General features: G+C 32.8%; 13 protein-coding genes. 2 read left to right on the plus strand and 11 right to left on the minus strand.

The window, feature by feature from the left end; translation table 11 throughout:
* The first annotated feature begins 46 nt into the window (after positions 1-46).
* Together lysS and JV173_RS05735 are read left to right on the plus strand one after the other, a co-directional pair.
* Positions 47-1,528 carry a lysine--tRNA ligase gene (gene lysS / locus JV173_RS05730; RefSeq protein WP_205735335.1) on the plus strand — a complete coding sequence of 494 codons (1,482 nt, stop codon included), beginning with the start codon at positions 47-49 and terminating at the stop codon, positions 1,526-1,528.
* A gap of 17 nt (positions 1,529-1,545) precedes the next feature.
* A complete protein-coding gene (locus tag JV173_RS05735; protein ID WP_205735336.1) occupies positions 1,546-2,733 on the plus strand; it encodes an endonuclease in 1,188 nt (395 codons plus the stop codon).
* Positions 2,734-2,784: 51 nt separating this feature from the next.
* Here JV173_RS05735 and JV173_RS05740 read toward each other — a convergent pair whose 3' ends face one another.
* The 11 genes from JV173_RS05740 to pyrG all read right to left on the minus strand — a co-directional run bounded on the left by JV173_RS05740 (position 2,785) and on the right by pyrG (position 12,402).
* Entirely contained in the window at positions 2,785-3,780 is a 996-nt protein-coding gene (locus JV173_RS05740) for a siderophore ABC transporter substrate-binding protein (protein WP_205735337.1), read from the minus strand.
* A gap of 14 nt (positions 3,781-3,794) precedes the next feature.
* Positions 3,795-4,553, minus strand: a complete 759-nt coding sequence (locus JV173_RS05745) for an ATP-binding cassette domain-containing protein (RefSeq protein ID WP_205735338.1) — start codon at positions 4,551-4,553, stop codon at positions 3,795-3,797.
* The gene (locus tag JV173_RS05750; protein ID WP_205735339.1) at positions 4,550-5,548 is read right to left on the minus strand and encodes an iron chelate uptake ABC transporter family permease subunit; all 999 of its coding nucleotides are present in this window, start codon (positions 5,546-5,548) and stop codon (positions 4,550-4,552) included. Before JV173_RS05750 ends, JV173_RS05745 begins: the two co-directional genes overlap by 4 nt.
* Positions 5,541-6,515 (minus strand): ABC transporter permease, encoded by a 975-nt coding sequence (locus tag JV173_RS05755; protein WP_205735340.1) that lies wholly within the window; start codon positions 6,513-6,515, stop codon positions 5,541-5,543. Before JV173_RS05755 ends, JV173_RS05750 begins: the two co-directional genes overlap by 8 nt.
* A 5-nt stretch (positions 6,516-6,520) precedes the next feature.
* On the minus strand, positions 6,521-6,838 hold the full coding sequence (locus JV173_RS05760) for an antibiotic biosynthesis monooxygenase (protein ID WP_276208427.1): 318 nt from the start codon (positions 6,836-6,838) through the stop codon (positions 6,521-6,523).
* Between the two features lie 89 nt (positions 6,839-6,927).
* Positions 6,928-7,374, minus strand: coding sequence for a hypothetical protein (locus tag JV173_RS05765; RefSeq protein WP_205735342.1), 447 nt, complete (start codon positions 7,372-7,374; stop codon positions 6,928-6,930).
* Positions 7,364-8,425: a Gfo/Idh/MocA family protein gene (locus JV173_RS05770; RefSeq protein ID WP_205735343.1), complete on the minus strand. Its 1,062-nt coding sequence runs from the start codon at positions 8,423-8,425 to the stop codon at positions 7,364-7,366. Before JV173_RS05770 ends, JV173_RS05765 begins: the two co-directional genes overlap by 11 nt.
* Positions 8,426-8,473: 48 nt before the next feature.
* Positions 8,474-9,136 carry a hypothetical protein gene (locus JV173_RS05775; RefSeq protein WP_205735344.1) on the minus strand — a complete coding sequence of 221 codons (663 nt, stop codon included), beginning with the start codon at positions 9,134-9,136 and terminating at the stop codon, positions 8,474-8,476.
* Between the two features lie 131 nt (positions 9,137-9,267).
* A complete protein-coding gene (locus JV173_RS05780; RefSeq protein WP_205735345.1) occupies positions 9,268-9,819 on the minus strand; it encodes a hypothetical protein in 552 nt (183 codons plus the stop codon).
* A 27-nt stretch (positions 9,820-9,846) separates the two neighbouring features.
* Positions 9,847-10,713 (minus strand): class II fructose-1,6-bisphosphate aldolase, encoded by an 867-nt coding sequence (gene fba / locus JV173_RS05785; RefSeq protein ID WP_205735346.1) that lies wholly within the window; start codon positions 10,711-10,713, stop codon positions 9,847-9,849.
* An 81-nt stretch (positions 10,714-10,794) separates the two neighbouring features.
* Positions 10,795-12,402 (minus strand): CTP synthase, encoded by a 1,608-nt coding sequence (gene pyrG / locus JV173_RS05790; RefSeq protein ID WP_205735347.1) that lies wholly within the window; start codon positions 12,400-12,402, stop codon positions 10,795-10,797.
* Positions 12,403-12,460 lie beyond the last annotated feature (58 nt).

Raw genomic sequence — 12,460 nt, forward strand, 5'->3', positions numbered from 1 at the left:
TTTCATGAGACTTGTAATATAATAGATATGCTTAAGGAGGGACATTATGTTTCCTGATGATTTAAACGAACAACAGAAAATTCGTAGAGAAAAAGCTGAAGAGTTAAGACAGCTCGGCGTTGACCCTTTTGGTAAACGTTTTGAAAGAACACATTTAACAAAACAAATTTTTGATGAATTTGGTGAACTTGATCATGACCAATTAGAATCTTTAAATAAAGAAGTGACAATTGCTGGTCGTATCGTATTAAAACGTGAACAAGGTAAAGCTGGTTTCATGCACGTCCAAGATAGAGACGGTAAAATTCAAGTTTACGTTAGACTTGATCATGTTGGTGAATTTGGATTTGATTTATTCAAACGCGCTGACCTTGGTGATATCGTAGGTATCAAAGGTCACTTATTTAGAACTAAAACAAACGAATTAACTGTTAAAGCAAGTGAATACACACACTTAACTAAAGCTTTAACACCACTTCCTGATAAATTCCATGGACTACAAGATAAGGAAGAAGCCCGTCGTAGACGTTATGTTGATTTAATCGTTAACGAAGATGCTAGACGCGTTGCCTTCTTGCGTCCAAGAATCATTCGTGCATTCCAACACTATTTTGACAGCAATGGTTATGTTGAAGTTGAAACACCTGTACTGCACACAATATTAGGTGGTGCAAATGCTAGACCATTTATCACCCATCATAATGCACTTGATATGGATTTATATCTTCGTATTGCAACCGAATTACCACTTAAGAGATTAATCGTTGGTGGTATGGAAAGAGTATACGAAATTGGTAGACTCTTCAGAAATGAAGGTATTGATGCTAGACACAATCCTGAATTCACTACTGTTGAAGCATATCTTGCATACGGTGATGTAACTGATATGATGAACTTAGTTGAGGAATGTATTTCTTCTGTTGCTTATGAAGTTTTAGGTACTTATGATGTTACATTCGGTGAAACTGTTATTCACTTAAAGAATTTCAAGAAAGCACATATGGTTGAACTTGTTAAAGAACAAACTGGTGTTGATTTCTTCAATAATTACACACTTGATGAAGCTGTAGCACTTGCTAAAAAACACGGTGTTGAACTTGAAAAGCACTTCACTGTTGGTCATATCATTGAATCTTTCTTCGCTAAATTCGTTGAAGATACATTAATCCAACCAACAATTGTCTACGGACATCCAGTTGAAATTTCTCCACTCGCTAAGAAAAATGATGAAGACCCACGTTTTACAGACCGTTTTGAATTATTCATTATGGGTGCCGAATATGCGAATGCATTCTCAGAACTAAATGACCCAATTGATCAAAAACAACGTTTTGAAAAACAGCTTGAACAAAAAGCTAAAGGTGACCAAGAAGCTGCTGAAATGGATACTGACTTCGTTGAAGCACTTGAATACGGTATGCCACCAACAGGTGGTATCGGTATTGGTATCGATAGAATTATCATGTTACTAACAAATACACCTAACATTAGGGATGTAATCTTATTCCCTCATGCTAGAAAAAAATAAAAAGGTCTAGAGAAAAAATGAAGAAAATTCTATTATTACTCTTCTTATCACTTTCAATATTCTTTCTTACAGCTTGTTTAGATGAAGAAGGTAATGGTGATAAAGGAGATAGTCTTTACGAAATCACATTTAAATTAGAGGATGGTTCAACTCTCTTCTCATATAAATCTGATTCAAATGAAGATTTATTATTCCCTGCAAATCCAATTAAAGAAGGATACGTCTTTGTTGGCTGGTTTGCTGAAGGTGAAAAAATTGAAGGTGGAAAAGTTACTGGTAACTTAGAACTTGTTGCACACTTTGATGAAGTATTAATTACTTATCAAGTACGCTTCTTTGATGGTTCGGTTATTCTTGCAACTTATGAAGTTCCACAAAATGGATCTGTTGCAGACAAAATTCCTTCAACCGATAAGAATAATTATATATTTGATGGTTGGTTCTTAAATAGTACTTTCACTACAGCGTTTAATCCATCAAATACTATTACACAAGATCTCGATATCTATGGTAAATGGTCATTTGATACATCAGGCATTCCTGTTGGTGAATACACTGGGTATTACTCAAACTTAAATGGATTATCAAACTCTGCACTTCAAACTGCACTTCGTAATATGATTAAAAATACAGGTTCTCAATCTGGTTCAACTGGACAAGTTAAATCAGTCGATAGCTGGCAAGGTCAATACTACTTAATCTATACAGGCTTAGGATCTTATGGTAATCGTGAACACACAGTACCTGCTTCAAAATTAAGAGATGCTAAAGCACCTGAAGATGATTTACATAACTTAAGAGCAGCAAACTCTGGTGTAAACTCAACCCGTGGTAATGATCCGTTCGGTCCTGGTAGTGGTTCATGGAAATCTTCAGGTGGTAAATTCTATCCTGGTGATGAACATAGAGGCGATGTTGCTAGAATCGTATTCTACATTACAACACGCTACAATGTTCCGATGACTGCCGTTGGTAATCTTCAAATGTTCTTAGAATGGCATGCAGCTGATCCAGTCAATGAATTTGAATTAACTCGTAATGAAAGAATTTTCGGATATCAAAAGAACCGTAATCCTTTCATTGATCATCCAGAACTTGCTTATGTACTATTTGGTAGTACACCTACATCAACAACTTATGAAACTCCAATGTATCAAACATTAGGATTCGAAACAGTTTCATTCTCAAATATTTTTACGGCTTAAAAAAATGGCCCTAGAGATTTCTCTAGGGTTTTATTTTGCATAAAATTAAATTTAATTAACAAATACTTCGTAAATATCATCAATCATTGCTTGAGTTGCTTGAATACCACCTGCTGTGATATACCATGCATAAGCATTTAAAGTAATGACTAAACCGTTTTGTCCAGCAGATGTACCTGTAATTAATGGATTATTAATGACTTGATCCGTTGCAGCAGAACCCCCTGTTGCAACCCCTCTATCCATTAAGAAGATAACTTCAGGGTTAATTGCTGATACATATTCATAAGAAACGATATTACCATGTGAAGTTGTTTCACCAACATTTGGATCACTTGGCATAAATCCAAATTCTTCATATAATGCACCATATCTTGAACCTGCACCAAAGACTGAAATTGCAGAACCATTCACAAGTAAGAATAATGCATTCTTACCTTCTACTGCTGTTTTAATTTCATTAAATGATGCTTCAAATGATGCTTCATAACTTTCTAAATCTTCTTTGACTGCTGGGAAGACTTTTCCTATGTTTTCAAACACTTGTTTTTGAACTTCAAAACTGTAATTAGAGTTTGATAAATCAAGTACATCTGCGTATGGATAATCCGCTTTTAGACTATCGTATAATGATGCACTTCTACCACCAATGATAATTAAATCCGGCATCATTGCTGTTAATTGATCTTCGTTTGGTTCAAAAAGTGTACCCACATTTGGATATTTTGAATCATTGAATTCAGTTAGGTAAGAAGGTAAATTCGACTTAGCAATACCCAGTAAGTCAATTCCAAACTTATCTAATCCAATCGCATCAATCATATCAACAACATCAATTGCAAATACTGCAACAACTTTTGGATTTACAACAAAGTTTTCTGTTATGGCGACTTTATTTTGAACTTCTTCACCATTAACAATCGTAACCTTTGTAACTGTATGCGTAATCGCTACGCGCTCTCTTGTATCTTCTTCAAAATTTAATGAACAAGCAACAACCAATAATGAACCAATCAGTAAACTGATTGTTAAAAATATTTTTTTCATTTTCGTTTTTCCTCCTACAACTTTTTATAGACACAAACCTTTTGGTCACAAACTGAATGTACTTGAATTGGATAATCAAATATTTTTGCAAGTACGTCTTCATTCATTAAATCATCAATTTCCCCTTGGAAAACAACTTCACCTTTCTTAAGACCAATTGCATAATCACAATAAGCTGCTGCCATATTTAAATCATGCATAATAATGACGATTGTCTTATTAAAGTCTTTAATAAACTGTTGAAGTAAATACATCATATCAAGTGAATAATGAATATCTAGATGATTGAGTGGTTCATCAAGTAAGATATACTTTGTATCTTGAACCAATATCATAGCGAGCATGGTTCTTTGGAATTCCCCACCAGATAATGTATCAATATAACGATCCTTTAAATGTGAAATTTCTAAGTAATCCATAATTCGATTAACCATGTCGTGATCTTCCGGTTTTAATCTGCCTTTTGAATATGGATATCTACCAAATGAAACTAAGTCATAAGCTTTTAACTTTAATGCGACTTGATGATTTTGACGCAGTAATGAAATGGTTTTCGCCATATCAATATGCTTTTCATATACCGTTTGACCATCAATTAGAATATCCCCTTCATAAATAGGAATTAATCTTGTAATTGTTTTGAGTAATGTTGACTTACCTGAACCATTAGAACCCACAATTGCAGTTAACTTACCCTCAGGAATATTTAGTTCGATATTATTCAATATGGTCTTATCGCCATACTTTTGACTAACTTTATGAAAAGTAATCATGCTCTATTCTCCTTTAAGATAAGTATCATCATATACACACCACCAACAAATGAAATTAAGGTAGTTACTGTTGAACGGAAGCCTGTAAGTTCAATAATTGATTGTCCAAATATGAGGACAATTGCTGCAAGTAAACTACTAAATATATATAAATTCTTATGTTTGTAATCTTTAAACAGTTCAATTGAAATATTTACTGCAATCAGTCCCAAGAATGATAGTGGTCCAACTAGCGCAGTTGTTAGTGAAACTGCAAGTGAAATGAGTACTAAATTCTTTATCGATTCTTTATTATAATCAATTCCTAAGTTTTTAGATACTTCTTCGCCTAACAACATCACATCATACACATGATTCTTCTTAAATAGGAAGAACATGATCAAAATCGCAAGTGGAATCGATAACCAAACTAAACTCACTTCAATATTAACAACAGATACTGTTGTTAAAGCTTGAACTGTTTGGAAAGTCTCTGGTTCCATTAAAACTTGGAGTAAGTTGACATAGTTTGACGCGAGTGTTGAAATTATTAATCCAAGCAGTAATAAGAAGACAATGTTATTTCTATGTTTTCTTAAAACGGATAGATAAATGAATATGGAAAGACTAGTCATTATTAAGAACGAAATGATAAAGTTTAAAATTGGGTCTAAGTATAAATTTGGAACACTTGAGAAGAAAAATACGAGTGTTGTTTGGATCATAATGAAGATACTGTCAAACCCAATAACTGCAGGTGTTAAAATTCTAGATTTCGTTAAAGTCTGGAATGTTAATGTTGTTGATGCAGTTAACATTGAAACCATGATGAGTGCAACAAGTTGTACACTTCGATTGCTTAAAATATTTAAAATGCCGCTCCATACTAAATGTTGTCTATCTGGTCTTGATAAGTTATACATCAAAGATTCCCATGTTGAAACTAAGAATACGCTTAAGTAAGCAAACATTGAAAGAACAAGGATGAGTATCAAAATGGTTATTTTTTTACGCATGTTTGACCTCCCTAAATATCATTCCAAGGAAGATCAGAGAACCTACAAGACCCATAATAAATCCAATTGAAATCTCATAAGATAATCCAGTAAAGACATAAATACCAAGGCGTGCGACTAAATCACAGATTAAGACAAAGATACTACCAAAAAGTGCAATATCCCAAATATTCTTTTTTATGTTATCTCCGTATAGAATTGAAACAATATTTGGAATAATCAAACCTAAGAATGGTAGACTTCCAACAACAATAAATGTTGATGCAGAAATAAGCGAAACGATGATGATCCCTAGTGATAAAACACGTTTATAATTGATTCCTAAGTTTAGTGAAAAATCTTCACCTAACGCAACAATATTAAACTTCTGGGCATAGATAAAACTTAAAATTAATGCCGGTACAGTAAATAAGATCAGTTCAAATGTGCCAATTGTTTTATTTGCAAAACTACCAACACCAAGCACAGCTAATAGTTGTTGGGTATTGGTGAGTTGTGCAATTAACATAGATAATGAACCAATCATCGCACCAAACATTAAACCAATGAGTGGAACATAGATTTCATTTTTAAACTGTAGTTTTTGAATAAATGAGATAAAGAAAAATGACGCAATTAAAGAGAAAATAAATGAAAAGATAAATTGTCCCCAAAGTGGTGCATCTGTTATAAATAAATAGGCAATGAGTAATCCTAAGATGGATGACTGTTGACTACCTGCAATGGAGGGTGAAATAAATTTATTTCTACCGATTGATTGCATAATTAAACCCGCAACAGATAAACTTGCAGCGGTTAAAATAATTGTTAAAGTACTTGGAATTCTAGAAAGTAATAAAATATCAATCGCTTCTTTATCAAAACTAAAAATAGATATCAAATTGACATCTTTTCTAGCATCAAATCCTAAAGATAGGATGATTAAAATGATAAAAAGTACAATGTAAAATAAGCGATTTTTAAACATATAAATTATTTGGTTGCGATCAATTCGAAAGCTTCTCTAGTAACCTCAACGATTTCTTCTGGTCGTTGATTATGTGCATGATCTTTATTCTTGTGCAGAGCGATATGCTCAGGTGATCCTTCCCAAATATAAAACGCCTTCTTATCTTGCCAGTAAATTGTTTGACGATATAAATCAAACTCTTCTTTCGCTGAAGACATTAATAAAAGTTCAGCTTTGACAAACCCTGGTGATTTAACCATAGGTCCTGGCGTTAAAAAACGTTCAACCATCTCTTTTTGAAAGCCTTTTTTAACTTTCATATTACGTACAAGTACATACATATTATTATTTTCCTTTCGTTCTACAATGATGAATCTATCCTTTTTTATTATACAACAACTTACATCTTTAGATGTAGTATTTTATATAACTACTCACCTTTTGAGATTGGAATACCTTGTTTAGAGTGTTTTGTGTATAAAATTGTGTAGGTTTTACCTGGTTCAACACCAAGTACATCTAACATCTCTTCTTTATTTGTTTCAAGATTCAGAAAGACTTGTCCTTCGTAAGTTACAACACCTTTTGTTGTTTGTTTTTTCATGTAACTTACAAATTTAGCTCTCATTTTATATTGTCTTTTATTTTTAATATCGACTAGGTCAATAATTGCTCCAATAATGACATATGAAACAAAGGCAGCAATTAAAAATGAAATCCCAATTAAGACCCAATTAAATACTTGCATACCTAAATCTGTTTCACGAGCAAAAACATCATAAAGTGTAAATCCAATCACACCGACTGCAATCAAAAATACTGTAACTGTATATCTTAATCTTGTATATAATCTTGATTTTAAAACATCATAATTCATTTAACTTTACCCAATCTTTCTTCACATATGACTGATAAATTGCCTCAACGATCATCATAGAATGTAGACCATCACTGAAATCAGCAAACTCCTGCTTAAATTCTCTGTTTTCTATTTTATGATAAACGCCTCTTAATGTTTCTTTGAAACTATCAAAGAAACCATCTACATCATACATGATACCATTTTTAAGAGTCTCAATACTACTTGTTTTGATGATTTCGGTATCTTTATCATAATATAGGATATGGCTTTCATTAACCGATTTACCATCCCATGAAAAGGTTGCATTTTCTCCAACATAAACAGTTTTTAACTCATTCTTAATACCTGGAACAGATTGTGAGATTAAAACATTTCCAAGTGCTCCTTTGTCTGTTTTAAAGATCACAACACCAATGTCTTCAGTGTCAATCAAAACACCATTTCTTTCATCATAAATTGTTTTAAGTTCTGCAAAGACTTCTACAACTTTATGCCCTGAAACATATTCAATTAAGTCAAAAAAATGTGTACCTACATCGTGGATAACCCTTGTTACACCAGATGCTTCCTTGGTTGCTCTCCAATTAAATTGATCTTTTGGTGTCATCCAATCTTGTAGATAATTACCATAGATTAAATTGAGTTTCCCTGCTTTTTTAATGTTTCTCTTAATTTCTTGATTTGCAGGATAAAATCTATTGTGAAAATGAACCTCGTGTACGAGGTTAATATCTTTAACTAAATCATATAGTTTTTTGGCTTCTGCTAATGTTTTTGTCATTGGCTTTTCTAAAACAACATGAAGGTTATGTTCAATTGCGTATTCTGCCATTTCAAAATGTGTATCATTTGTTGTACAAATATGAACTGAATCTAAGTTCTCTTGATTAATCATTTCTTTATAGTCTGTATAAAAAGAAGCAATGTTTAATGCTTTAGCTCTTTCTTCCATATTTGTTCTAGAACAGATTGAAACAACCTCAACATTTGGTAAATTTCTTAAGGCATCAATATGAACTTTTCCAATGTTTCCTGCGCCAATCACGCCAACTCTTATTTTTTTCATACTTTCATTATACAAGAAAAAAGGAACAATATATGTTCCTTTGGTTAGTTATACAGCGTTAATACGGATTTCAATTGGCTGAGAGCTATCTTTTATAATTCCCTTCACTGTATAACTGTACAATTTGAATTTGTTTTGTGATTTAGATGAATTCATAAAAAGATCGGTTACATCAAATTCGTATAATCGATCAAAAATTCTATAGATATAACTTTCGTGGTTTTCGAATTTAAGATGGTCATTTCTACCTTCAGGCAATTGGTTTGTTCCTGGTTCAATTTGATAATTATGTTCATTGGTTTTCTCCAAATCTAAATATATTCTTGTTTCATGTGTACGGAAGAAAAGGGCTTTATAAAGGGATTCATAAAAATCCTCTGTAAACTTTTCATTCAAAACTTCACCGTTTACATCGTATTCTCTTTGACGAAGCACTTTACTTTGTTTGTTGTATCTAAATTCTAAATAACCTTTGTCATTTGTAAACCTTGTTGTCATATTAAGTATATCTTCTTGCATGTGATAGTAGAATTCAGAAGTGTCCATTTTAACCTTAACGTCAATACCTTTAAATGTGTAGTTATCTAAAAACTCTTGATAGATTTCAATTGCAGTATCTTTTGGTGTAGTTTTTGGCGTATTATCAACCACACTACATCCTGAAAGAAAAATTAAATTGAAAAAAAATAAACTTAATAATATTTTCTTCATGTTATCGCACCTACCCACATTATATAGATATCAAATATGTCATTCAAACTTTTTCAAATAACTTGCACAAAGTAACGTGTAATGTTCAAAAGTGCGAAAAAAAAGAGCGAATGTGTTCGCTCTTTTGATTATTAGATAATTCCGAGTTCATCAGCGATTTCTAAGAAGATCATATCAATTGGATAGAAATCCACTTTCATCTTGCTAAAAATCTTTTCTGATTCTTCATCAAGTTTCTTATACATTGCTTCATCAATGATTTCTTTTTTCGCTAGTTTTTCTTTTATTTCAGATTCAAAATCTAAGAGAAATTGCATCGCTTGTAAGTCATAGTTTTCATGACTCATCAATTCATTTTGGAAATCAATGGCATTAAGTAAAAGATTAACTTTTTTAGAATTTAAATTCAGTTCAACATAGTCATTATGATAATACTCTTGAAGAACTTTTTTAATCTCTTCGATTTGATCATAGACATAATAAAATCCTGTCGTAAAGATTTGATCTTCGTCATCTCCAAATTGAGGATCATCAATGAGTTTATCGTATAGATGATCAATCACATTTAAAACATTCTCAAATCGAATAATGAGTGGAGAATCTAATTGTTTTAAGTTGTTTAATAATTCACTATGCTCGAGTTTCCAACCAGCATATTCGTGATATATTAACTCATCACGCATGAAGATCCCTCACTTTTTTATTTGGTATTAAGCAGCTTTACCAACTGAACCAAACATTTCTAATTTATCTTTAATAACTTGTTTCATAGCTTTGTAACCAGGTTCTAATAATTTACGTGGGTCAAAGCCTTTTGATTCTAAGTCTTTACCAGCTAAGATGTATTCTCTTGTTGCTGCTGCAAAGGCAAGTTGTAATTCAGTGTTTACGTTGATTTTAGCGATACCTAATGAAATAGCTTTTTTGATTTGGTCAGCTGGAATACCAGTACCACCGTGTAAGACAAGTGGAACACCATTTGTAACTTTAGCAACGTTTTCTAAGACATCAAATCTTAAACCTGGCCAGTTAGCTGGATATTTACCGTGGATATTACCAATACCTGCAGCGAATAGGTCAACACCTGTAGCTGCGATAATGCGGCATTCTTCAATATCAGCAACTTCACCCATACCTACAACACCATCTTCTTCTCCACCAATTGAACCAACTTCAGCTTCAACTGATACGCCCATAGCGTGAGCTGCTGCTAATACTTCTTTAGTCTTTTGTAGATTTTCTTCAAATGGATAGTGTGAACCATCAAACATAATTGATGTGAAACCAGCACGTAATGCTTTGAATGAACCTTCAAATGTACCATGGTCTAAGTGTACTGCTACTGGAACAGTAATTTTCATCGCTTTGTCTAAAGTTGACACCATAGCCATAACGTTTTCGTATCCGCCCATATATTTAGCTGCACCTTCTGATACACCTAAGATAACTGGTGATTGTAATTCTTGAACTGTAGTTAAGACTGCTTTAATCCATTCTAAGTTGTTGATGTTGATTTGTGCAACGCCATAACCTTCAGCTCTTGCTTTTTGTAACATTTCTTTTGCTGAAACTAACATTTATTAATTCCTCCTTGACGATTTTAGCCAATAGTTATTATATAACTAATATGGGTTTTATACAAACAATGTGGTAACTTTTTAACTGATTTTGTGATTTTTTAGACTAGCTTCGATGAAATCTCTAAATAGTGGATGTGGTCTTAATGGGCGAGATAAGAATTCAGGGTGATATTGTACTGCAACAAACCATGGGTGGTTTGGAAGTTCAATCACTTCAACTAGATCACGTTCTGTAAACATTCCAGAAACTACCATGCCTTTTGATTCAAACATTTCTTTATAATCATTATTAAATTCATAACGATGGCGATGACGTTCTTTGATTTCTTTTGTACCGTATGCACTATATGCTTTAGTGCCTTCTTTAAGATGTGCAGTTTGTAAACCTAAACGTAAAGTGCCACCAAAATCTTCAGGGTTTAGTGGTTGAATTTTAATGATTGGGTTTTTAGTATTCGGATTGATTTCAGTTGTATTTGCATCTTCTAACCCTAAAACATTTCTTGCATATTCAATGGATGCAAGTTGCATGCCATAACAAATCCCAAAGAATGGAATATTGTTTTCTCTTGCATATTTAATGGCTAAGATTTTACCGTGTGTTGCACGTTCACCAAATCCGCCAGGGACTAAGATACCATCTAGATTTTTAAGTGTTTCTTGATAATTCTTTTCATTAATTTTCTCTGCATTTAACCATTTAATTTGGACATGTGCATTGTGATAAAAACCTGCATGTTTTAATGCTTCAGAAACAGATAGATATGCATCTTGTAGTGTGACATATTTTCCAACCAAACCAATAGAAACTTTATCCTTTAAACTTCTGATGCGGTCAATTAAATTAATCCAAGGCGTCACATCTGCAGCTTCCTCATTTTCAACTTGGAAGTGTTTTAAGATATAATCATCAATTTTTTGTTTATGAAGGTTTAAAATGGCTTCATAAATGATTTCAACATCTAGTGATTCAAACACTGCTTCTTTATCAACATCGCAAAATAAAGCGATTTTCTCCTTAACATCATCGACAATTTTAACTTCACTTCGTAAAATAATGATGTCTGGTTGGATACCTAAAGAACGTAACTCTTTCACAGAGTGTTGAGTCGGTTTTGTTTTAATTTCATTGCTGCTTCTAAGGTATGGAACAAGTGTATTATGGATATATAAAGTGTTCTTATATCCAAAATCACGACGTGCTTGACGAATTGCTTCAAGGTAAGGAAGGGATTCAATATCCCCAACTGTACCACCAATTTCTGTGATGACAACATCTGCACCTGATTTTTCTGCGGCTTCTTTTAAACGTAATTTAATCTCGTCTGTGACGTGTGGAATAACTTGAACAGTTCTACCTAAATATTCTCCGCGACGTTCTTTATTAATTACAGATTGATAAATCTTTCCTGTTGTCACAGATGATTCTTTAGAAAGATTAATATCAATAAATCTTTCATAGTGTCCTAAGTCAAGATCTGTTTCAGCACCATCATTGGTGACAAAAACTTCACCATGCTGATATGGACTCATTGTTCCTGGGTCAACGTTAATATATGGATCAAACTTTTGAATAAACACTTTTAAGCCACGTGATTTTAAAAGTTGTCCAATTGCTGAAGCTGAAATCCCTTTTCCAAGTGATGATACAACACCACCTGTTACAAATATAAATTTTGTAGCCATTTTAGTACCTCGTATTCTCATTAAAAAAATATAAGTCCCCTCTAGATGAGGAGACTTC

The sequence above is a fragment of the Acholeplasma equirhinis genome, from assembly GCF_017052655.1.
Lineage (GTDB): Bacteria > Bacillota_I > Bacilli_A > Acholeplasmatales > Acholeplasmataceae > Acholeplasma > Acholeplasma equirhinis.

Excerpts from the sequence above, each read along its gene's own strand:
- fba (WP_205735346.1), bottom strand. The coding sequence starts at position 10,713 with ATGTTAGTTTCAGCAAAAGAAATGTTACAAAAAGCAAGAGCTGAAGGT.
- JV173_RS05775 (WP_205735344.1), bottom strand. The coding sequence starts at position 9,136 with ATGAAGAAAATATTATTAAGTTTATTTTTTTTCAATTTAATTTTTCTT.
- JV173_RS05740 (WP_205735337.1), bottom strand. The coding sequence starts at position 3,780 with ATGAAAAAAATATTTTTAACAATCAGTTTACTGATTGGTTCATTATTG.
- JV173_RS05760 (WP_276208427.1), bottom strand. The coding sequence starts at position 6,838 with ATGTATGTACTTGTACGTAATATGAAAGTTAAAAAAGGCTTTCAAAAA.
- pyrG (WP_205735347.1), bottom strand. The coding sequence starts at position 12,402 with ATGGCTACAAAATTTATATTTGTAACAGGTGGTGTTGTATCATCACTT.
- JV173_RS05765 (WP_205735342.1), bottom strand. The coding sequence starts at position 7,374 with ATGAATTATGATGTTTTAAAATCAAGATTATATACAAGATTAAGATAT.
- JV173_RS05755 (WP_205735340.1), bottom strand. The coding sequence starts at position 6,515 with ATGTTTAAAAATCGCTTATTTTACATTGTACTTTTTATCATTTTAATC.
- JV173_RS05735 (WP_205735336.1), top strand. The coding sequence starts at position 1,546 with ATGAAGAAAATTCTATTATTACTCTTCTTATCACTTTCAATATTCTTT.
- lysS (WP_205735335.1), top strand. The coding sequence starts at position 47 with ATGTTTCCTGATGATTTAAACGAACAACAGAAAATTCGTAGAGAAAAA.
- JV173_RS05750 (WP_205735339.1), bottom strand. The coding sequence starts at position 5,548 with ATGCGTAAAAAAATAACCATTTTGATACTCATCCTTGTTCTTTCAATG.
- JV173_RS05745 (WP_205735338.1), bottom strand. The coding sequence starts at position 4,553 with ATGATTACTTTTCATAAAGTTAGTCAAAAGTATGGCGATAAGACCATA.
- JV173_RS05770 (WP_205735343.1), bottom strand. The coding sequence starts at position 8,425 with ATGAAAAAAATAAGAGTTGGCGTGATTGGCGCAGGAAACATTGGAAAA.
- JV173_RS05780 (WP_205735345.1), bottom strand. The coding sequence starts at position 9,819 with ATGCGTGATGAGTTAATATATCACGAATATGCTGGTTGGAAACTCGAG.